The 20,768-nt window shown below is 72.0% G+C and carries 22 protein-coding genes; 9 read left to right on the top strand and 13 right to left on the bottom strand.

Going from position 1 to position 20,768, the window contains the following annotated elements:
* Nucleotides 1-14: 14 nt before the first annotated feature.
* On the bottom strand, nt 15-416 hold the full coding sequence (locus tag AB0947_RS04260) for a hypothetical protein (RefSeq protein WP_366748703.1): 402 nt from the start codon (nt 414-416) through the stop codon (nt 15-17).
* Between the two features lie 127 nt (nt 417-543).
* On the opposite strand from AB0947_RS04260, the gene AB0947_RS04255 reads away from it, so the two are divergent.
* Nucleotides 544-1,179, top strand: coding sequence for a uridine kinase (locus tag AB0947_RS04255; RefSeq protein WP_366748702.1), 636 nt, complete (start codon nt 544-546; stop codon nt 1,177-1,179).
* A gap of 150 nt (nt 1,180-1,329) precedes the next feature.
* Here AB0947_RS04255 and AB0947_RS04250 read toward each other — a convergent pair whose 3' ends face one another.
* Entirely contained in the window at nt 1,330-2,100 is a 771-nt protein-coding gene (locus AB0947_RS04250; RefSeq protein ID WP_366748701.1) for a SigE family RNA polymerase sigma factor, read from the bottom strand.
* A 241-nt stretch (nt 2,101-2,341) separates the two neighbouring features.
* On the opposite strand from AB0947_RS04250, the gene afsQ1 reads away from it, so the two are divergent.
* The 5 genes from afsQ1 to AB0947_RS04225 all read left to right on the top strand — a co-directional run bounded on the left by afsQ1 (nt 2,342) and on the right by AB0947_RS04225 (nt 6,340).
* Nucleotides 2,342-3,019: a two-component system response regulator AfsQ1 gene (afsQ1, locus tag AB0947_RS04245; protein ID WP_106980762.1), complete on the top strand. Its 678-nt coding sequence runs from the start codon at nt 2,342-2,344 to the stop codon at nt 3,017-3,019.
* Nucleotides 3,016-4,605: a HAMP domain-containing sensor histidine kinase gene (locus AB0947_RS04240; RefSeq protein ID WP_366748700.1), complete on the top strand. Its 1,590-nt coding sequence runs from the start codon at nt 3,016-3,018 to the stop codon at nt 4,603-4,605. The genes afsQ1 and AB0947_RS04240 overlap by 4 nt, the downstream gene beginning before the upstream one ends.
* Nucleotides 4,602-5,204, top strand: a complete 603-nt coding sequence (locus AB0947_RS04235) for a hypothetical protein (protein WP_366748699.1) — start codon at nt 4,602-4,604, stop codon at nt 5,202-5,204. Before AB0947_RS04240 ends, AB0947_RS04235 begins: the two co-directional genes overlap by 4 nt.
* Before the next feature lie 263 nt (nt 5,205-5,467).
* Nucleotides 5,468-6,067: a VanZ family protein gene (locus tag AB0947_RS04230; protein WP_366748698.1), complete on the top strand. Its 600-nt coding sequence runs from the start codon at nt 5,468-5,470 to the stop codon at nt 6,065-6,067.
* 72 nt (nt 6,068-6,139) lie between these two features.
* On the top strand, nt 6,140-6,340 hold the full coding sequence (locus AB0947_RS04225) for a PspC domain-containing protein (RefSeq protein ID WP_366748697.1): 201 nt from the start codon (nt 6,140-6,142) through the stop codon (nt 6,338-6,340).
* A 92-nt stretch (nt 6,341-6,432) separates the two neighbouring features.
* Here AB0947_RS04225 and AB0947_RS04220 read toward each other — a convergent pair whose 3' ends face one another.
* Both AB0947_RS04220 and AB0947_RS04215 read right to left on the bottom strand, forming a co-directional pair.
* Nucleotides 6,433-6,816, bottom strand: a complete 384-nt coding sequence (locus AB0947_RS04220) for an ATP-binding protein (protein WP_366748696.1) — start codon at nt 6,814-6,816, stop codon at nt 6,433-6,435.
* A gap of 151 nt (nt 6,817-6,967) precedes the next feature.
* Nucleotides 6,968-8,131 carry an adenosine deaminase gene (locus AB0947_RS04215; protein WP_366748695.1) on the bottom strand — a complete coding sequence of 388 codons (1,164 nt, stop codon included), beginning with the start codon at nt 8,129-8,131 and terminating at the stop codon, nt 6,968-6,970.
* A gap of 135 nt (nt 8,132-8,266) precedes the next feature.
* Here AB0947_RS04215 and AB0947_RS04210 point away from each other — a divergent pair, with 135 nt between their 5' ends.
* Nucleotides 8,267-9,025: an alpha/beta hydrolase gene (locus tag AB0947_RS04210; RefSeq protein WP_366748694.1), complete on the top strand. Its 759-nt coding sequence runs from the start codon at nt 8,267-8,269 to the stop codon at nt 9,023-9,025.
* Between the two features lie 12 nt (nt 9,026-9,037).
* On the opposite strand, the gene AB0947_RS04205 is transcribed toward AB0947_RS04210, so the two are convergent.
* The gene (locus AB0947_RS04205) at nt 9,038-9,991 is read right to left on the bottom strand and encodes a LysR family transcriptional regulator (protein WP_366748693.1); all 954 of its coding nucleotides are present in this window, start codon (nt 9,989-9,991) and stop codon (nt 9,038-9,040) included.
* Nucleotides 9,992-10,053: 62 nt separating this feature from the next.
* Between AB0947_RS04205 and AB0947_RS04200 the strand changes: the two genes are divergently transcribed.
* Entirely contained in the window at nt 10,054-11,343 is a 1,290-nt protein-coding gene (locus AB0947_RS04200; protein ID WP_366748692.1) for an MFS transporter, read from the top strand.
* Nucleotides 11,344-11,507: 164 nt separating this feature from the next.
* On the top strand, nt 11,508-12,521 hold the full coding sequence (locus AB0947_RS04195) for a sigma-70 family RNA polymerase sigma factor (RefSeq protein WP_366748691.1): 1,014 nt from the start codon (nt 11,508-11,510) through the stop codon (nt 12,519-12,521).
* On the opposite strand, the gene AB0947_RS04190 is transcribed toward AB0947_RS04195, so the two are convergent.
* From AB0947_RS04190 to AB0947_RS04155, 8 genes are all read right to left on the bottom strand, one after another.
* Complete coding sequence (locus AB0947_RS04190) at nt 12,405-12,791, bottom strand: STAS domain-containing protein (RefSeq protein ID WP_366748690.1); 387 nt, start codon at nt 12,789-12,791, stop codon at nt 12,405-12,407. The two genes, AB0947_RS04195 and AB0947_RS04190, sit on opposite strands and share 117 nt — an antisense overlap.
* A 70-nt stretch (nt 12,792-12,861) precedes the next feature.
* Nucleotides 12,862-13,446, bottom strand: a complete 585-nt coding sequence (locus tag AB0947_RS04185) for a Uma2 family endonuclease (protein ID WP_366748689.1) — start codon at nt 13,444-13,446, stop codon at nt 12,862-12,864.
* A 120-nt stretch (nt 13,447-13,566) separates the two neighbouring features.
* Entirely contained in the window at nt 13,567-14,844 is a 1,278-nt protein-coding gene (locus AB0947_RS04180) for a thymidine phosphorylase (protein ID WP_366748803.1), read from the bottom strand.
* Between the two features lie 80 nt (nt 14,845-14,924).
* Complete coding sequence (locus AB0947_RS04175; protein ID WP_366748688.1) at nt 14,925-15,329, bottom strand: cytidine deaminase; 405 nt, start codon at nt 15,327-15,329, stop codon at nt 14,925-14,927.
* On the bottom strand, nt 15,326-16,612 hold the full coding sequence (locus tag AB0947_RS04170; RefSeq protein WP_366748687.1) for an ABC transporter permease: 1,287 nt from the start codon (nt 16,610-16,612) through the stop codon (nt 15,326-15,328). The genes AB0947_RS04175 and AB0947_RS04170 overlap by 4 nt, the downstream gene beginning before the upstream one ends.
* Nucleotides 16,612-17,739 (bottom strand): ABC transporter permease, encoded by a 1,128-nt coding sequence (locus AB0947_RS04165; protein ID WP_366748686.1) that lies wholly within the window; start codon nt 17,737-17,739, stop codon nt 16,612-16,614. Before AB0947_RS04165 ends, AB0947_RS04170 begins: the two co-directional genes overlap by 1 nt.
* Nucleotides 17,736-19,295 (bottom strand): ABC transporter ATP-binding protein, encoded by a 1,560-nt coding sequence (locus tag AB0947_RS04160; RefSeq protein WP_366748802.1) that lies wholly within the window; start codon nt 19,293-19,295, stop codon nt 17,736-17,738. The genes AB0947_RS04165 and AB0947_RS04160 overlap by 4 nt, the downstream gene beginning before the upstream one ends.
* A 164-nt stretch (nt 19,296-19,459) precedes the next feature.
* A complete protein-coding gene (locus AB0947_RS04155) occupies nt 19,460-20,515 on the bottom strand; it encodes a BMP family ABC transporter substrate-binding protein (RefSeq protein ID WP_366748685.1) in 1,056 nt (351 codons plus the stop codon).
* Nucleotides 20,516-20,768: the final 253 nt, after the last annotated feature.

The raw sequence follows: 20,768 nt of genomic DNA, 5'->3' as shown, positions 1-20,768 counted from the left end.
CCTGCGGGGCGCTCTCAGCGGCCCAGGGCGCCGAGGACCTGGCCGGCCACCGGGACGCTGCCGAGTGACGGCGCCTGGGCCAGCGGGCGCGTCAGCGTCTGGGAGCCGACCGGCTTGAAGTCGGCCAGCTGGGTGCCCACGCCGTTGTCGAGCGGGTCCACGCCCGTGCCCGCGAGCGGGTTGGGCTTGAGACCCGCGACCGGGCCGGTCACGTACCCCACCATGCCGGTCAGGGCGCGCGCGCCCGCCTGGGGGTCGACGTTGCCGAGGTTCAGGGGGCGGTAGTTGAGGCCCACGCCGGGGACCGAGTCGGCGGACGCCGTCGCCGCCCCCGCGCCCAGGGCCGCTCCGGCGGCCGCGAGGACGATCAGGGCGCGCTGCGCGGTGGAGTGCCGGGGGGAAGTGTGTCGGGCCATCGCTGGTGCCACCTTCTGGTGCGCAGGGTAAGGATGTCGACACGTAGGGTAGTTGAGGCGAGACTCACGCTCAAAAGCCGACCCGCGGGGTCGGCAGGGCGCCCCCCATGCGTCAAACTGGTGTTCCGTGAGCATTCATCCTCCGTCTCCCGCCCGTGTCGTGCTGCTGTGCGGCCCCTCGGGCTCGGGCAAGTCACATGTCGCCGCCCGTTCCGGGCTCCCCGTGCTGCGCCTGGACGACTTCTACAAGGAGGGTGACGATCCGACTCTGCCCCTGGTGGAGGGGAGTTCGGACATCGACTGGGACCACCCGCGGTCGTGGGACGCGGACGTCGCCGTCGAGGCCATCGCCCGGCTGTGCGCCACGGGGTCGACGCCGGTACCGGTGTACGACCTCTCGCTGAGTGCCCGTACCGGCGAGGAGACGCTGCACATCGGCCGTACCCCGCTGTTCATCGCGGAGGGCGTCTTCGCCGCGGAGATCGTCGAGCGCTGCCGGGAACTGGGCCTGCTCGCGGACGCGCTGTGCCTGTCCCGCGGTCCTGTCGCCACCTTCCGGCGGCGCTTCCTGCGCGATCTGCGGGAGGGCCGCAAGTCGGTGCCGTTCCTGCTGCGCCGCGGCTGGCGGCTGATGCGCACGGAGCGCTCGATCGTCGCCCGCCAGGTGTCGCTCGGCGCGCACCCCTGCGACCGGGACGAGGCGCTGGGCCGGCTCGCGGCAGCCGCGGCGGGCCGGCAGGTACGGCAGCGGACGGCGGCCTGACCCCGTACCACCCCGTACGCACGCGAGAGCGGGGCCGGCAGGCCCCCCGGCCCACCAGCCCCGCTCCCTCGCTCCCCCGTGTTCCCCCGAAGGCCCACCCCCCAGTGGTCCCCCGTTTCTCCCCCGTTCCCCCCGTCGTCCCCCCGGACCTCAGGCGACCAGTTCGCCGAAGGCGTCCTCCTCGTCACGGCCGAAGCTGAGGACCTCGTCCTCGCGCAGCCGGCGCAGCGAGCGCCAGATGCTGGACTTCACCGTGCCGACACTGATGCCGAGTATCTCCGCGATCTCCGGGTCCGTGCGGCCCTCGTAGTAGCGCAGGACCAGCATGGTGCGCTGGAGTTCGGGCAGCCGGGCCAGCGCCTGCCACAGGACCGCGCGCAGCTCGGTGCCGCGCATCGCGTCCGTGTCGGAGGGCGTCTCCGGCAGTTCCTCGGTCGGGTACTCGTTGAGCTTGCGGCGCCGCCAGGCGCTGATGTGCAGGTTGGTCATGGTGCGGCGGAGGTATCCGCCGACCGCGGCCTTGTCACTGATCCGGTCCCACGCCCGGTACGTCGAGAACAGCGCGCTCTGCAGCAGGTCCTCGGCCTCGAAGCGGTCACCGGTCAGGTGGTAGGCGGTGGCGTACAGGGAGGCGCGGCGCTCCTGGACGTAGGCGGTGAACTCCGCTTCCGTCAGCGAACGGCGCTCCCCCGGGTCCTCCCTGTACGCGGCTCCCCCGTGAGCTTCCCCCCGTGTGTCAACCACCGCCATGTACGCGGTGTGCTGACGCCCGGTGCCGCGAGCGCACCCCCGCCCTCCCCCACGCTCGAACACGCTCGCGCGGGAGGGACCCCCCTCGGCACCGGACTTCTCCGGTCCCCGGTGCACGTCGTGCAGACGCGTGACCACTGCGCTGGTGCTGATGCTGTGCAGCGTGTTCATCTCGCGCTCCCCGTCGTGGACTTCCGGTGACTCCGTTGTGCCCGGGCTGGTTCCGGCCGGCGGCCTTGCCCGTGCCCAAAAGACTGCCGGGGTCACTTCATGGCCGTGTCTGCCGACTGTCACAGACCTGTCACAGGGGTCCCGCCGAGGCGGGTCACACACCGCGCACAGCCGGTGGCGCTACGGATGACCTGGTCCCGGCAGGTCGTACGGCGACCCTTCCATGGGCCAGAATGAGCCCGTGCCTTCCCTGTTGCTGATCGAGGACGACGACGCCATCCGTACGGCCCTGGAGCTCTCCCTGACGCGCCAGGGACACCGGGTGGCCACCGCTGCCAGCGGCGAGGACGGTCTGAAGCTGCTGCGCGAGCAGCGGCCGGACCTCATCGTGCTGGACGTGATGCTGCCCGGCATCGACGGGTTCGAGGTGTGCCGGCGCATCCGGCGCACGGACCAGCTGCCGATCATCCTGCTGACCGCGCGCAGCGACGACATCGACGTCGTCGTCGGTCTGGAGTCCGGCGCCGACGACTACGTCGTCAAGCCGGTGCAGGGCCGGGTGCTGGACGCCCGGATCCGGGCCGTGCTGCGGCGCGGGGAACGCGAGTCCAGCGACTCGGCGACCTTCGGCAACCTCGTCATCGACCGGTCGGCCATGACCGTCACGAAGAACGGCGAGGACCTCCAGCTGACCCCGACCGAGCTGCGGCTGCTGCTGGAGCTGAGCCGGCGGCCCGGTCAGGCGCTGTCCCGGCAGCAGCTGCTGCGGCTGGTGTGGGAGCACGACTACCTCGGTGACTCGCGCCTGGTCGACGCGTGCGTGCAGCGGCTGCGCGCGAAGGTGGAGGACGTGCCGTCGTCGCCGACGCTCATCCGTACCGTCCGTGGTGTCGGCTACCGCTTGGACGCCCCTCAGTGACCGGTACGCAAGGGGGGCTGCGCGGCTGGGCCGCGGGGCGCAAGGGAGGTCTGTCGCGGCTCAGGTTCACCAGCCTCAGGCTGCGCCTGGTCGTCGTCTTCGGGCTGGTGGCCCTCACGGCCGCCGTGTCGGCGTCCGGGATCGCCTACTGGCTCAACCGGGAGGCCGTGCTCACCCGCGCCCAGGACGCCGTGCTGCGCGACTTCCGGCAGGAGATGCAGAACCGCGCGGGCGCGCTGCCGGAACACCCGACCCAGGACCAGGTGCAGCGCGCGGCCGGCCAGATGGCCGCCAGCAGCCAGCACTTCAGCGTGCTCCTGGTCGCCCAGGACGCCGGCGGCAAGACCGTGTACGGCAATTCGGGCGGCATCAACGGCTTCTCGCTGGAGGACGTGCCCCGGTCGCTGCGGGACGCCGTGGCCAGGCGCCAGTCCGTGACAGACTCCAACAAGGAGCCGTACCACCTGTACTGGCAGCGGGTCGTGGAACACGGCACGCCCTACCTGGTGGCCGGTACGCGCGTCATCGGCGGCGGCCCGACCGGCTACATGGCGAAGTCCCTGGAGCCGGAGGCGAAGGACCTCAACTCGCTGGCCTGGTCGCTGGGCATCGCCACCGGGCTCGCGCTGATCGGCGCCGCGCTGCTCGCGCAGGCCGCCGCCACGACCGTGCTGAAGCCCGTGCACCGGCTGGGCGTGGCCGCGCGACGGCTCGGCGAGGGCCGGCTGGACACCCGGCTGCGGGTGTCCGGCACCGACGAACTCGCCGACCTGTCCCGGACGTTCAACAACGCGGCCGAGGCGCTGGAGCAGCGGGTCGCGGAGATGGCCGCGCGGGACGAGGCCTCGCGCCGCTTCGTGGCCGACATGAGCCATGAGCTGCGGACGCCGCTCACCGCCATCACCGCCGTCACGGAGGTGCTGGAGGAGGAGCTGGAGGCGGAGACCGGCAGCATGGACCCGATGATCGAGCCGGCCGTCCGGCTGGTGGTCAGCGAGACCCGGCGGCTGAACGACCTCGTCGAGAACCTGATGGAGGTCACCCGATTCGACGCCGGCACCGCCCGGCTGGTCCTGGACGACGTCGACGTCGCCGACCAGATCACCGCGTGCATCGACGCCCGTGCCTGGCTGGACGCCGTCGAGCTGGACGCCGAGCGCGGCATCCACGCCCGGCTGGACCCGCGCCGCCTGGACGTCATCCTCGCCAACCTGGTCGGCAACGCGCTCAAGCACGGCGGGTCGCCGGTGCGGGTGTCGGTCCGGGAAGCGGACGACTCGGTCGAGATCCGGGTCCGCGACCACGGGCCCGGCATCCCGCAGGACGTCCTGCCGCACGTCTTCGACCGCTTCTACAAGGCGAGCGCCTCCCGGCCGCGCTCCGAGGGCAGCGGGCTCGGCCTGTCCATCGCCCTGGAGAACGCCCACATCCACGGCGGCGAGATCACCGCGGCCAACTCACCCGACGGCGGCGCGGTGTTCACGCTCCGGCTGCCACGGGACGCCTCCGCACTGACCGAGGAGGACGGCGGGGACACCAAGGCCGGCGAGACCGGCCACGACAGCGCGGGGAAGGAGGGGTCATGACCGTACGACGCCTGCTGGCGCTGCCCCTCCTGGGCGTGCTGATCACCGGCTGCGGCATCCGGGCCACGGAGGTGCCGACCGACTTCGGGCCGGCGCCGTCCCGGGTGCCGTGCTCGCTGGCCGGGCCCGACGCCTCCGCGCAGTCCGCGCGCGGGGTGCCGGTACAGGTGTTCCTGCTGTGCGGGGCGTCCCTGGTGGCCGTCGACCGGACCGTGCGGGTCCCGGAGGGCACCCCGGACGCCCGGCGCCGGGTGATCGTGGCGCAGGGGCTGCTGGACCAGCTGGCCACGTCGCCGTCCGCCGCGGAGCGCTCCGCGGGCTACACGACGTACGTGCCGGGCGGCCTCCGGGTGACCGGGCCCGGCCCGAAGGACCCCGAGGACACGCTCCGGCTGGGCACGGCGCCGTCGCGGCTCACCGCCTACGCCCTGGCGCAGCTGGTGTGCACCCTGTCCGACTCGGCGGCGACGGAGGACGACGGCTCGGTCATCCTGGCCGGTCCCGCCCCGGACGCCCCGCGCCGCTACGCCTGCACCGACGAGGTCCGCGACCACCCGGGCACCACGCAGCCGCCGTCGAGCGGGGTCCCGAACGCGTAGCGCTGCGCTTGGCCTGGGCGGGGTCTCGGTTGCCGTTCGCCTTCGGCGTGGGCCGGTGTGACCGCCGCGGCCGGCGGGGTCGCGTCGCGGGGAGCCGCCGTGGGGGGTTCGTCCGTCGCCCGGCTGCGGGTCCGTCGTAGCCGCTCGCGCAGTTCCCCGCGCCCCTTCGGGGCGCTCCCGTCGGCGCCGGTCTGCGGGAGCGTCCCGGGCCGAAACGTTTCCACCGCGGAACCGATCGGGCCCGCCCCCGCGTCTACGGGGTCGTGCAGCGTCAAGGCTCCATCGGCGGCAGCGCCGCGATCCGCATCCGTGTGACGGGAGGTGTCCTCCTCGTCGCACATCTCGCCCTCGTCGCCTGGCTGATGCTGCGCCCCCTGGACGTCCCCTGGGTGATGCCCCCGAACCTGCGCCCCCTGGCCGGCATCCGGGCCGACCTGGCGCTGGGCTGGCCCCAGGCGGTCAGACCCCTCGGCGAGGGACTCGCGCTGCTCGCCCCGCTGGGCGTCCTGCTCCCGATGGCGCACGGCAGGCTCACCGTCTCCCCGGTCGCGTCCCTGATCCGCACGGCAGCGGCCGGCGCCCTCCTCTCCCTCGGCATCGCCCTGGTGCAGACCGGTGTGCCGGGCAGGGTCGTGGACGTCGACTCGGTGCTGCTGAACACGACGGGAGTCGTCCTGGCCCACCTGGCCGTCGTCCCGGCGACCCGCCTCCGGCTGCGCCGCCGGGACACGGGGGAGCTCGGTGCGCCCGAACCGGCGGTCTCCGTCCAGGAGGAGCTGTCTCAGGGCCGTACCCCGACGATTCCCAGGGTCGGTATCGCCCCTTGGAGTGATGCTTCGTCCCCTTCGTCTCCGTACTGTTGAAGGCAGTTGAGGGGTCCCGGACCGAGGGGCCGCCACCGGCTCGTGCGAGCCGACGACCACGGAGGATCCGACATGACCGCCCTTTCCCGCCCCACCCACGGCCGCGTGATCGGCGGAGTCTGCGCCGGACTGGCCCGGCGCTTCGGCACCTCGGCCACGACGATGCGGGTGATCTTCCTGGTGTCCTGCCTGCTGCCGGGCCCGCAGTTCCTGCTCTACATGGCGCTGTGGCTGCTGCTCCCGTCCGAGGACAAGGCCCGCACCGCCTGGTGAGCCCCCGCGCCGGCGCGGTCACGGACGCGGGCATGCCACAGGGGCGCGTCCGGACGTACCGGAGCGCCCCGCGCGTCGGACGGAAGCCGGGCTCAGCCGACCGGGATGCCGTTGATCGGCACGCCGTGCGTGGGCAGACCCTGCAGCGGGAGCCCGCCGAGCAGACCGGCGACCGGCTTGGTCGGCCCCTCGGCGAGGACGTTCTGGACGACGGGCTGCGCGGTGGCCGCGCCCTTGCGGACGGCCGGCAGAGCCGCGGCGACACCCGTCTTGGCCACGGGCTTCACCGTCTTCACGGCACCGCTGTCCGGCAGCGCCTCGATGACCTGCTCGGGCGGCAGCATCTTGGTGACGGTGTTCAGCGTCTGGCCGGCGTCGGGGCTGACCGGGGCCGCGTCGGCCGCGCCCGCACCGGCGGCGGCGAAAGCGGCACCGAGGGCGGCGACACCGAGGGTCTTGGCAGCAGACTGCTTCATGGTGAATGCGTCCTTGCATGCGGAGACGGAAGATCACGAACGATCTGAGCGGTCCACGACCGTAAACATCCCCGGCCGTCCGCCGCAAACACCGAAATGCGGACGCCGTGTGAGAGCACGCCCGCATTCCGGTCCGGCAAGCACCCGTCCGCTAGGCCCCGGAACCGCCAGAACCGCTGGTGGACGCGGTCTGCCGAAACAGCCATTCGGATTTCAGCTCGGCATATCCGGGCTTGATGACGTCATTGATCATGGCGAGTCGTTCATCGAAAGGAATGAACGCTGATTTCATCGCATTGACGGAGAACCACTGGAGATCGTCGAGCGTGTAACCGAACGCCTCGACAAGGTGCTCGAACTCCCGGCTCATCGTGGTGTGCGACATCAGCCGGTTGTCGGTGTTCACGGTGGCCCGGAAGTGGAGCCGGCGCAGCAGCCCGATGGGGTGCTCGGCGTAGGAGGGCGCGGCCCCGGTCTGGAGGTTGGAGCTGGGGCACAGTTCCAGCGGGATCCGCTTGTCGCGCACGTAGGAGGCGAGCCGGCCCAGCTTCACCGAGCCGTCCTCGCGGACCTCGATGTCGTCGATGATCCGCACCCCGTGTCCGAGCCGGTCGGCCCCGCACCACTGGAGCGCCTGCCAGATGGACGGCAGCCCGAAGGCCTCGCCGGCGTGGATGGTGAAGTGGTTGTTCTCGCGCTTGAGGTACTCGAAGGCGTCCAGGTGCCGGGTGGGCGGGTAGCCGGCCTCGGCGCCGGCGATGTCGAAGCCGACCACGCCCGCGTCCCGGTAGCGGTTGGCGAGTTCGGCGATCTCCAGGGAGCGGGCGGCGTGCCGCATGGCGGTCAGCAGGGCGCCGACCCGGATGCGGTGGCCGTTCTCGCGGGCGAGCCGCTCCCCCTGCCGGAACCCCTCGTTGACGGCTTCGACGACCTCCTCCAGGGACAGCCCGCGGTCCAGGTGCTGCTCGGGCGCGTAGCGCACCTCGGCGTAGACGACCCCGTCCTCGGCGAGGTCCTCGGCGCACTCGCGGGCGACCCGGGTCAGGGCCTGCTTGGTCTGGAGCACGCCGACGGTGTGCCGGAAGGTCTCCAGATAGCGTTCCAGCGAGCCGGAGTCGGCGGCCTCCTGGAACCAGATGCCGAGCTTGTCCGGGTCGGTCTCGGGAAGGCCGGCGTACCCGGTCTCCCGGGCGAGGTCCACGACGGTGCCCGGGCGGAGCCCGCCGTCGAGATGATCGTGCAGCAGTACCTTGGGCGCCCGGCGGATCTGGTCCGCGGTGGGGGCGTTCCCGGTGGGTGCGGTCTGGCTCGTCATTTCCGCACTCTAACTCCTACGCGCGTAGAGGGCCCGGTGTGCGCCACAGCGGTTTCCCGGCGCTTTTCCGTCGATACCCAACGGTGACCGGACGCACGGGTTCAGTACACCGCGCCGTTCTGACACTGTTCTGCCATGGGACAAGCGACGCCGGTCCGAACGGCCGGGCTGGGGAAGGCAGTCGGCGCGGAGCCGACGTCGGTGAGCGGAGCGGTGCTGCTGCTCCCCGGCGGGGAGGAGGTCTCCGTCCGCCGGCCGTCCCCTGTCCGGGCGCTGACCCTCGTCCGCTCCCTGGGCCGCGCGCTCGCCCGCGCGGGCCGGGACGAGGGGCTGGCCGTCCATCCGGTGCAGTACCGCTACCGCGGCTGGAACGGCAGCGAGGCCCATCCGGCGGCCGATGCCGGGTGGGCCGCCGACGAGGTCGTACGGCGGTACGGGGACGTTCCCGTGTGTCTGGTGGGCGTGGACATGGGCGGGCGCGCGGCGCTGCGGGCCGGCGGGCACGAGGCGGTTAACTCCGTGGTGGCGCTGGCCCCCTGGATGCCGGAGGAGGACGTCGCCGCGCCGCCCGAGCCGGTGAAGCAGCTGGTCGGGCGGCGGGTGCTGATCGTCCACGGCACGAACGACGACCGGACCGATCCGGAGCTGTCGTTCCGGTTCGCGGCGCGGGCGAAGAAGGCGAACCGGGAGGTGTGCCGGTTCGAGGTGCACTCCGACGGGCACGGGCTGCACGGGTACCGGGACGAAGTGCTGTGCCTGACGGTGGATTTCGTGATGGGCGCGCTGTTCGGGCACGCCGTGTCCCGCCCCGTGGAGGACGCGTTGGCCGCGCCCCCGCCGATCGGCCTGCGGATGCCGCTGGCCGCGGGGTTCGGCAAGTCGTGGAAACGGTAGGCCGGGCGTCCCTCAGCCGGGCAGCAGGTTGCCCCTCCTGGAGAGCAGGAACTTCTTGAAGGCCGCCACCGGCGGGGTGTCGGGGCGGCCGGCCGGCCAGGCCACGCCGATTTCGCGGACCGCCCTGGGGGCCGTGACCGTCAGTTCCGCCACGCCCGGGCGCGGGACGGTCGGGGGCGGCAGGAGGGCGACCCCGAGGCCCGCCGCCACCAGGCCGCGCAGCGTCTCCGCCTCCTCCCCCTCGAAGGCGATGCGGGGCTTGAAACCGGCCTCGCGGCACAGGTCGTCCGTGATGCGGCGCAGGCCGTAGCCCGGTTCCAGGGTCACGAAGGTCTCCTCGGCCGCCTCTGCCAGGCGGATGCGGCGGCGGCCCGCCAGGCGGTGGTCCGCGGGGACGACCAGGCGCAGTTTCTGCTCGTCCAGGCGCCGGGCGACCAGGTCGGGCGCGTCGGGGACGGGTGAGGTGAGGCAGAGGTCGAGTTCGCCGGCGCGCAGCCCCTCCAGCATGGCCTCGCCGTAGTTCTGCACGAGGCTGAAGCGCACGCGCGGGTGGTCGGCGCGGAAGGCGTGCAGCAGGCCGGGCACGGTCTCGGCGCCCATGGTGTGCAGGAAGCCGAAGGCGACCTTGCCGGTGGCCGGATCGGCGTCCGCGCGGACCTCCTCGGCGGCGCGCTCGATCTCGGCGAGGGCCCGCTCGACGGAGGCGAGGAAGGTGCGGCCGCCGGTGGTCAGGGAGACCGTGCGGCCGTGCCGGGCGAACAGGTCGACGCCCAGGTCCTGTTCCAGGCGGACCATCGCCCGGGACAGGGTGGACTGGGGGACGTCCAGCTCCCGCGCGGCCCGGGTGACGTGCTCGGTGCGGGCCACGCCGGCGAAGTACGCGAGGCGGGGCGCGAGCAACAGCGCCATGTCTTCTGCGTCACTGGACGGTGACAGTCGCGCCGGTGAACTCCGCTGATGCGCCATGGGAACGATTATGGCGATTCCATGCATTGGACGCATGAGTGGGGCCGGTCTACGTTCGGAGCATGTCTCCCGCCAGTACCGGGGCGCCCACCGGCCTGGGCGCCGTTCCGTCCCTCCGCACCCCCGACTCCGGCTCCGACTCCCGGCTGACCCCGGGCGGCCCCGGCTACCGCCGGATGAGCCTCGCCCTGTTCCTCGCCGGGGTCGCCACCTTCGCCCTCCTCTACTCCACCCAGGCCCTGCTGCCGCTGATCTCCGGGGAGTTCGGGGTCGCGGCGAGCGAGGCGAGCTGGACCGTGGCCGCCGCGACCGGGGGTCTGGCGCTGTTCGTCCTGCCGATGAGCGCGCTGTCGGAGCGGTTCGGACGCCGTACGGTGATGACCGCCTCGCTGGCCGTGGCCGTCACGGTCGGCATGCTGGTGCCGTTCGCGCCGTCGCTCGGCGCGCTGGTGGTGCTGCGGGCGGTGCAGGGCGCGGCGCTGGCCGGGCTGCCGGCCTCGGCGCAGGCGTACCTGGCCGAGGAGGTGCGGCCGAAGGCGCTGGTCACGGCGATCGGGCTGTTCGTGGCGGGCAACAGCGTGGGCGGCATGAGCGGCCGGGTGATCACCGGCTGGGTGGCGCAGGAGTGGGGCTGGCGGGTGTCGGTCGGGGTGATCGGCGCGGTCGCGGTCGCGTGCGCGGTGGCCTTCCGGCTGCTGCTGCCGGCCCCGAGGCACTTCACGGCGGGTTCGCTGCGCCCGCGGGTCCTGCTCGGCACCGTCCGCGACCACCTCTCCGACCCGCTGCTGCGCCGCCTGTACGCGATCGGCGCGCTGTTCATGACGGTGTTCGGCGGGGTGTACACGGTGATCGGCTACCGGCTGACGGCGGCGCCGTTCGGGCTGCCGCAGGGCATCGTGGGCTCGATCTTCCTGGTCTACCTGGTGGGCACGGTCTCCGCGTCGGCCGCGGGCCGGCTGGTGGGCCGCCTCGGCCGCCGGGGCGCGCTGTACCTCGCGGGCGGTACGACGGCGGCGGGGCTGCTGCTGTCCCTGACCGCCTCGCTGGTGCTGGTCCTGGCGGGTCTGGTGCTGATCACGGCGGGCTTCTTCGCCGGGCACGCGGTGGCCTCCTCGACGGTCAGCAAGACGGCCACGCACGGCCGGGCCCAGGCGTCGGCGCTGTACCAGTCCGCGTACTACATCGGCTCCAGTGCCGGCAGCACGGTCGGCGCGCTGGCGTTCCACGCCGACGGGTGGGCGGGCACGGTCGGCGTCGGCCTCCTCGCGGTCCTCGGCGTCGTCACGATCACCGTCCTGGGCTCGCGGGCGGCCCGGGTGGCGGCGCGGCGGGAGCCGGCAGGCGCGCACTGACCCGGCGCGCACTGACCCGGCGCACGCCGCCCGGCTTCTCCGAGCAACCATTGTGAGCTGGGCCTTTCCCCACTCCGGGGGCCATTGTCAGTGGGCTGCGGTAGCTTCCCAAGTGCTGGAGCGCGACGGCGCGCTACGGGGACGGCCACAGGGGTGGGTGGACGATGGGCAACAGCACGGCGACGGCGGATCTGGACGTCGCACTGGAGAAGCACCGGACCGAGCTGACCGGGTACTGCTACCGGATGCTCGGTTCCTCCTTCGAGGCCGAGGACGCGGTGCAGGACACCCTGGTGCGGGCCTGGCGGAGCTACGACAAGTTCGAGGGCCGTTCCAGCCTGCGCTCGTGGCTGTACCGGATCGCGACGAACGTGTGCCTGGACATGCTGGCGGCGGGCAGCAAGCGGGCCCGGCCGATGGACCTGTCGGAGGCCACCCCGCTCGCGCGGGCGGCGCTCTCCCCGCGCCCGGACAACACCTGGCTCGAGCCGATGCCGGACGCGCGCGTGCTGCCGGTCGTGGAGGACCCGGCGGAGGCGGCGGTCGCCAAGGAGTCGATCCGGCTCGCCTTCATGGCGGCCCTCCAGCAGCTGCCGCCCAAGCAGCGGGCGGTACTGATCCTGCGCGAGGTGCTGGCCTGGAAGGCGAGTGAGGTGGCCGAGCTGCTGGACACCACCGTCGCCTCGGTGAACAGCGCCTTGCAGCGGGCCCGGGCCACGCTGGCGGAGCGCGGGGACGCGGGTACCGAGGGGGCGGTGTCCGATCCGCTGGACGAGGAGCAGCAGAAGCTGCTGGAGCGGTACGTCAAGGCGTTCGAGGGCTACGACATGACGGCGCTGACGGCGCTGCTGCACGAGGACGCCATCATGACGATGCCGCCGTTCGACCTGTGGCTGCGCGGCACCGCGGACATCACCGGTTTCATGACGACCCTGGGCGCCTCCTGCGCCGGTTCCCGGCTGCTGCCGGTCCGCGCCAACGGCCTGCCGGGCTTCGCGCACTACAAGCCGGACCCGGACAACGGCGGGTTCAGCCCGTGGGCGGTGCAGGTGCTGGAGATCTCAGACGGCCGGATCACCGGATTCCACTGCTTCCTCGACACCCAGCGCTGGTTCCCGCTCTTCGGTCTGCCCCTCCACCTGGAAGCGGAGTCCGACGAGGCCGAGAAGGGCGTGTAGCGCGGGGTCGGGATCGCGCAGCCGTATCCGCCCGCCGGCCCGGCGGGCGGTCAGCTCCAGCCGGGCCAGCAGGTCGACGGCCGCCAGTCCCGGATGCCCGAGCCCGCCCACGTCGCACACGACCACCCCGGTCCCGCCGGCCTCCAGCAGCGCCCGCACATCGGCACACAGCCCCGGCACGTCGTCCCGACGGACGGGCCCGGGCAGCACCAGCACGGCGGGGGTCTCGGCATCCACGTGCGGTAGACCGGTGGGGCGGGCGGAACTCATCGGGGGCGGTGGCGGGGCCGCGGTGCCGGTCCGGCCGGCGGGGGGGGCGGCAGTGTCGGGGTGACGCCGGTCAGTCGACCGGGAACTCGCCGGTGTCGATGGTGAGGCCGAACGGCTCCGGCAGCTCGATGAGGTCGCCGAACTTGACCGCCTTGAGGACCCGGTAGACGTCACCCTTCGGCTCGCCGTAGAGCGTCGCGGTGGGGCCTTTGGGCGCCCAGCGGTCGATCAGGAGGTACAGCGGGATACCGGCGGTGGCGTAGGCGGCGGGCTTGCTGACGCGATCGTGGCCGGCGTTGGACTTGGAGGTGACCTCGACGACGAGTTCGGCGAGGGCGGCGGGGATGTGGGAGTCCGACTCCGCGCATTCCCGCACCGGAGCCACCAGCAAGTCCGGGATGAACATACCCAGCCGCGACGGCACGGCGATGGCCAGCGTCTGGAAGATCCCCCGGTCTTCGGGGACTACGGAGTAGAGGCGACGCTGGATGCGGGCCGCGATCACGCTGTGGCGAAACGCGGGAGCGGGTGACACGGTGATGATCCCCTCGATGATCTCCACCTTGCTGCCCTCGGGCCACTCCATCTCCTCCCAGTACCGGACGAGGTCGTCCCAGTTCTGGTCGGAGTCCTGGCTGACGATGCGTGCGCTCATGGCGGTCCCCTGTCGGTGCGTCAGCCGATCCGAGCATGCCGAACGGGACCGGTGCAGGTCCACCGGTCCCGTTCACCCGAAAGGGCCGTGACATGAACGGCCTACGGCCGCGGGCGCAGCTCAGGCGATACGTTCCCGCACCACCGGGGTGGCCTGGAAGGCCGTGCCCGGGGCCGCGATGTCGTAGGAGCCCGCCACCGCCTGGAGCGCGTACTCGAAGCGCTCCGGGGTGTCGGTGTGCAGGGTCAGCAGGGGCTGGCCCTCGGTCACCGTGTCGCCCGGCTTGGCGTGCAGCTCGATGCCCGCGCCCGCCTGCACCGGGTCCTCCTTGCGGGCCCGGCCGGCACCGAGGCGCCAGGCACCGACGCCGATGTCGTACGCGTCGAGGCGGGTCAGGACGCCGGAGGCCGGGGCCTTGACCACGTGCTGCTCCCTCGCGATGGGCAGCGGCGCGTCCGGGTCGCCGCCCTGGGCCGCGATCATGCGGCGCCAGACGTCCATCGCCGAGCCGTCGGCGAGGGCCTTCGCGGGGTCGGCGTCCTTGATGCCCGCCGCGTCGAGCATCTCGCGGGCCAGGGCGACGGTCAGTTCCACGACGTCCGCGGGGCCGCCGCCGGCCAGGACCTCGACCGACTCGCGGACCTCCAGGGCGTTGCCCGCGGTCAGGCCGAGCGGGGTGGACATGTCGGTCAGGAGGGCGACCGTCCTCACGCCGTGGTCGGTGCCGAGGCCGACCATCGTGGAGGCCAGCTCGCGGGCGTCCTCGATCGTCTTCATGAAGGCGCCCGTGCCCACCTTCACGTCGAGGACCAGCGAGCCGGTGCCCTCGGCGATCTTCTTCGACATGATCGAGGAGGCGATCAGGGGGATCGCCTCGACCGTGCCGGTGACGTCGCGCAGCGCGTACAGCTTCTTGTCGGCGGGGGCCAGGCCGTCGCCCGCCGCGCAGATCACCGCGCCCGTGGTGTCCAGGACGTTCAGCATCTCCTCGTTGGAGAGCAGCGCGCGCCAGCCGGGGATCGACTCCAGCTTGTCCAGGGTGCCGCCGGTGTGGCCGAGGCCCCGGCCGGAGAGCTGGGGGACGGCCGCGCCACAGGCGGCGACGAGCGGGGCCAGCGGCAGGGTGATCTTGTCGCCGACGCCGCCCGTGGAGTGCTTGTCGGCCGTCGGGCGGGACAGCGAGGAGAAGTCCATGCGCTCGCCGGAGGCGATCATCGCCGCGGTCCAGCGGGCGATCTCGCGGCGGTTCATGCCGTTCAGCAGGATCGCCATGGCGAGCGCGGACATCTGCTCGTCGGCGACCTCGCCCCGGGTGTACGCGTCGATGACCCAGTCGATCTGCTCGTCGGTCAGCTCGCCGCGGTCCCGCTTGGTGCGGATGACGGAGATGGCGTCCATGGCCATGGCGGGTGTGGTTCCTTCCGGGAGGTGCGAAGTGCGCGGCCCCCCTGCCAGCGGGGCAGGGGGGCCGTACGGCCTTACTGGGTGAGATGGTCCGGGCCGAAGGCCTGGGGCAGCATCTCGGAGAGCGGGAGGACGCCCGCCGGGGTGTCCAGCAGCAGGCCGGGGCCGCCGAACTCGTAGAGCAGCTGGCGGCAGCGGCCGCACGGGACCAGCAGGGCGCCGGTGCCGTCGACGCACGTGAAGTGCGTCAGCCGGCCGCCGCCGGTGCGCTGGAGCTGTGAGACCAGGCCGCACTCGGCGCACAGGCCGAGGCCGTAGGAGGCGTTCTCGACGTTGCAGCCGGTGACCGTGCGGCCGTCGTCGACCAGGGCCGCCACGCCGACCGGGTAGCCGGAGTAGGGGGCGTAGGCGTGGCTCATGGCCTCCCGCGCCTCGGCGCGCAGGGCCTCCCAGTCGAAGTCGGCGGCTTTCCCGGTCACTTGCCCTGTCCCTTCCGGTAGCGCATGCCGTCCGCCTTCGGCATCCGCAGGCGCTGCGCGGACAGCGACAGCACCAGCAGCGTGACGACGTACGGGGTGGCGCCGACGAAGTCGCTGGGGACCTCGTCGGTGAGCAGGTACCAGACGAGGACCAGCGCGGCCATGACGGCGCTGACCACGCCCTGCACCAGGGCCTTCTTGTACAGCTTCCAGCCGGCCAGCAGGGCGAGCAGCACGACCAGCAGCAGGAGCAGGGCGTGGACGGTCACGCCGCCGTTGCGCAGCTGGAGCGCGTCGGAGTAGCCGAACAGACCCGCGCCCATGGCGAGGCCGCCGGGGCGCCAGTTGCCGAAGATCATGGCGGCGAGACCGATGTAGCCGCGGCCTCCGGTCTGGCCCTCCAGGTAGGTGTGCGAGGTGACCAGCGCGAGGAACGCGCCGCCGAGGCCGGCGAGACCGCCGGAGACGGCCACGGCCGCGTACTTGTACTGGTAGACGTTGACGCCGAGGGACTCGGCGGCGACCGGGTTCTCACCGCAGGAGCGCAGCCGCAGCCCGAACGGGGTGCGCCACAGCAGCCACCAGCTGCCGACGAACAGCAGCACGGCGATGATCGTCACCACGGACAGGTTGGTGATCAGACCGCCGATGATGCCGGCGAGGTCGGAGACCAGGAACCAGTGGTGCTTCTCGATCGACGCGAGGCCGTCCGAGAGGCCGGGGACGGTGACGTCGGGCAGCGTGTCCGCGGGCGGGGACTGCTTGGGGTTGCCGCCCGCCCCGGCGGCCTTGCCGTCGGCGAAGAACAGCTTGGCCAGGTACTGGGTGGCGCCGAGCGCGAGCAGGTTGACGGCGACACCGGAGACGATGTGGTCGACGCCGAAGGTGACGGTGGCGACGGCGTGCACCAGGCCGCCGAGGACGCCGAAGGCGATGCCGCACAGCAGGCCGAGCCAGGGGCTGGACTGCCAGCCGATCCAGCCGGCGCCGAAGGTGCCGAGGATCATCATGCCTTCGAGGCCGATGTTGACCACGCCGGCCCGCTCCGACCACAGGCCGGCGAGTCCGGCGAGGCCGATCGGCACGGCGAGGCCGAGGGCGGCCGCCACCTGGCCGGCGGAGTCGAGCTGGTTGGCGCCGGTGATCACGCGGACGGCGGCGATGAGCAGCAGCGCGCCCGCGACGATCATGAGTATGAGGCCGAGGGAGCGGCCGGAGCGCTGCGGCGCGTCCGCCGCCTTGGGCGCCGCGGGCGGCGGCGCGTCGGTCATCGTGGCAGTCATCACGCCACCTCCTGCATCTTCGTCGGGGCGGCGGCCTGGGCGGCGAGTTCGGCGCCTACGCGCTGCTGCTGGCGCTTCAGGCCGTAGCGGCGCACGACCTCGTAGGCGATGACGACGCACAGCACGATGACGCCCTGGATGACGCCGAGGATTTCCTTGTCGTAGCCCTGGAACTCCAGGTGGTTGGTGGTGCGCTCCAGGAAGCCCCACAGCAGCGCGCCGAGCGCGATGCCGATCGGGTGGTTGCGGCCGAGCAGGGCGATGGCGATGCCGGTGAAGCCGATGCCGGCCGGGAAGTCGTTGCTGAACTGGTGGCTGTCGTTCAGCAAGGTCGGCATGCCGATCAGACCGGCCACCGCACCCGAGATGATCATGCTGGTGGCGATCATCTTCTTCACGCCGACGCCGCTCGCGGCGGCGGCGGTCTCGGACTGGCCGACGGTGCGCAGGTCGAAGCCGAACCGGGTGCGGCCGAGCACGAACCAGTACGCCACGCCGACGAGCACGGCGATGACGATGAAGCCCCACAGCTCACCGGCCGGGCCGGTGTCGAAGCTGAAGAAGTACGAGGACGACGGCAGCGGCTTGGTGGAGACGAGGGTGCCGGCCTGGTCCAGCTGGCCGAGCTTGCCGGGCTGGAGCAGGTAGGCGATGACCGCGGTGGCGATCGAGTTCAGCATGATGGTCGCGATGACCTCGCTGACGCCCCGGGTCACCTTGAGGATGCCGGCGATGGCCGCCCACAGGGCGCCAGTCGCCATGGCGCAGAGGATGATCAGCGGGATGGCGAGCCAGCCGGGCACGGTGAGCGCCCCGCCGAGCACGGCGGCGATGAACGCGGCGAGCCGGTACTGGCCGTCGACACCGATGTTGAACAGGTTCATGCGGAAGCCGATGGCCACCGCGACACCCGCGAGGTAGTACGTCGTCGCCTTGTTCAGGATGTAGACCTGGCTGTCGCTGGCGAAGCCGTAGGTCCCCATGTCGCTGAAGGCGTCGCCGGGGTTCTTGCCGGTCGCGAGGATCACCAGGGTGGTGACGACGAGCGCGGCGACGACCGCCAGCAGGGGCGCGGCGATGCCGAGGAGCAGCCGCTCCTTGTCGATCCGTGAGGTCAGCTTGTTCATCGCGCGTCGTCCTCTGTGTGCTCCAGGTGGCCGGTGGCCGCACCCGTCATGGCGGAGCCCAGCTCCTCGGGGGTGATGGTCGCGGGGTCGGCGTCGGCGACCAGTCGGCCGCGGTACATCACCCGCAGGGTGTCGGAGAGCCCGATCAGCTCGTCCAGGTCCGCGGAGATCAGCAGCACGGCCAGGCCCTCGCGGCGGGCCTCGCGGATGTAGTCCCAGATGGCCGCCTGCGCGCCGACGTCCACACCGCGGGTGGGGTGGGCGGCGATGAGCAGCTTGGGGTGGTGGCTCATCTCCCGGCCGACGATCAGCTTCTGCTGGTTGCCGCCGGACAGGGAGGCGGCGGTGACGTCGATGCCGGGGGTGCGGACGTCGTAGGCCTCGACGATGCGCTGGGTGTCGGCGCGGGCGGCCTTGAGGTCGAGCAGTCCGCCGCGCGAGTTGGGCTTCTCGGTGACGTGGCCGAGGATGCGGTTCTCCCACAGCGGCGCTTCCAGCAGCAGGCCGTGGCGGTGGCGGTCCTCGGGGATGTAGCCGATGCCGGACTCGCGGCGGTCGCGGGTCGGGGCCTGGGAGATGTCGGTGCCGTCGAGGGTGACGGCGCCGGCGTCCGGACGGCGCATGCCCATGATCGCCTCGACCAGTTCGGACTGGCCGTTGCCCTCCACGCCGGCGATGCCGAGGACCTCGCCCTTGTGGATGGTGAAGGAGATCTCGTCCAGGATGATCCGCTCGATGCCGTCGAGGTCGGTCTGCGCGAGGTGCAGGCCGTCCACCGTGAGCATCGGGACGTCGGTGACCGTGGACTCCTGGGTCTCCGGGGTGGGCAGCTCGCTGCCGACCATCAGCTCGGCCAGCTGCTTGGGGGTGGTGCCGCGCGGGTCGACGGTGCCGACGGTGGTGCCGCGCCGTATGACGGTGATCTCGTCGGCGACGGAGAGCACCTCGCCGAGCTTGTGCGAGATGAAGATGACGGTGAGGCCCTCGGCCTTGAGTTCGCGCAGGTTGTCGAAGAGGGCGTCGACCTCCTGCGGCACGAGGACGGCGGTGGGCTCGTCGAGGATGAGGGTCTTGGCGCCGCGGTAGAGGACCTTGAGGATCTCCACGCGCTGGCGGTCGGCGACGCCGAGTTCCTCGACCAGGGCGTCGGGCCGCACGCCCAGGCCGTAGGCGTCGGAGATCTCCTTGATCCGGGCGCGGGCCTTGCCCCCGATGCCGTGCAGCTTCTCCGCGCCGAGGACGACGTTCTCCAGGACGGTGAGGTTGTCGGCGAGCATGAAGTGCTGGTGCACCATGCCGATGCCGCGGGCGATGGCGTCGCCGGGGTCGTGGAAGACGACCTGTTCGCCGCCCACGGTGATGGTGCCCTCGTCCGGCTGCTGCATGCCGTAGAGGATCTTCATGAGGGTGGACTTGCCGGCGCCGTTCTCGCCGCACAGGGCGTGGACGGTGCCCGTGCGGACCGTGATGTCGATGTCGCGGTTGGCGACGACGCCGGGGAAACGCTTGGTGATGCCGCGCAGTTCGACGGCAGCGGGAGGGCTGGACGCGTTGATGGCGCACTCTCCTCGGGGAAAGGGGCTGCGGGGAGGGGGCAGGCGTCGGCGACGCTAGCGCGGCAACTCCGTGCTACACGCGTAGAGTTGACACATTGTTATGGCTCGGCGGGGGCTGTGGAGGGCGCCCCCCGCCGAGCCGGGGTCCGACGGGACCCGTCAGGTCACGGGGTGGTCTTGACCTTGATCGAGCCGTCGACGATCTTCTTCTGCGCCGCGTCCAGCTGGGCCTTGATGTCGTCGATGAAGCCACCGCTGGTGGACAGCGAGACGCCGTCCTTGGCGAGCGAGTAGGTGTTGGTGCCGGTCAGCGGCTTGCCGTCGTGGACGGACTTGACCAGGTCGTAGACACCGACGTCGACGTTCTTGACGACCGAGGTCAGGATCGAGTTCTTGTACTTGGCCAGACCCGGGATGCTGTACTGGTCCGAGTCCACGCCGATGGCCCAGGCGCCCTTCTTGCCGGCCACGGCCTCGATGGCGCCGTTGCCGGAGGAGCCGGCCGCCGAGTAGACGACGTCCGCGCCGTTGTCGAGCATGCCCTGCGCGGCCTCCTTGCCCTTGTCGGGGCTGGCGAAGCCGGAGGTGTCCGAGCCGTGGGACAGGTACTGCGTGTCGACCTTGATCTTCGGGTTGGTGTCCTTGACGCCCTGGACGTAACCCGCCTCGAACTTCTTGATCAGCGGGACGTCGACACCGCCGATGAAGCCGACGTGCTTCGTCTTGGTCTTCAGCGCGGCGGCGACACCGGCCAGGTAGGAGCCCTGCTCCTCGGTGAAGGTGATGCTGTCGACGTTCTTGCCGTTCACCACCGAGTCGACGATGCCGAAGGTGGTCTTCGGGTACTTCGCGGCGACCTTGGTCATCGAGGCGGCGTACGCGTAGCCGACACCGATGACGGGGTTGTAGCCCGCGTCGGCCAGGTCCGACAGGCGCTGCTCGCGGTCGGCCTCGGTGTCCGAGGTCTTCGCGGTCAGCTCCTTGATGTCACCGCCGAACTCCTTCTTCGCCTTGTCGGCACCGCGCGCGGCGGAGTCGTTGAACGAGCGGTCACCACGGCCGCCGACGTCGAAGGCGAGACCGACCTTGACACCCTTGCCGTCGCCCGAGGCGGGCGAGCCGGAGTCGTTGTCGGAGGAGGTGCTGCCACAGGCAGTGGCAGTCAGTGCGAGAGCTGCGGAGGCGATACACGCAGCGGAAAGCTTGGCTACCCGGCGCACGGGAAGGCTCCTTCACCTGACCTGAGCGCCTTGGCGGCGCTTGATGTGAGCACCCTGGGGTGCTCCGGCCGAAACGCCCCGGCGGCGTCGGCTTCGCGGCATCGTAACGCGCGTAGATGTCGCAAAAAACCCTCTCGCGAAGCCGTTATCGATTCGAGGCAAACACTGCCTGAACTCGATGTCTTGGTCCTCCCACACCGTTGTTGCGCACAGTGCACGATTGGCTTGCATCCGTGTTGCGCCGGGCAGGAAG

It is taken from the genome of Streptomyces sp. NPDC047841 (assembly GCF_040704085.1).
Taxonomy (GTDB): Bacteria; Actinomycetota; Actinomycetes; order Streptomycetales; family Streptomycetaceae; genus Streptomyces; species Streptomyces argyrophylli.
Note: the sequence above shows the minus strand (reverse complement) of the source record. Positions and strands in the feature narration are given on the sequence as shown.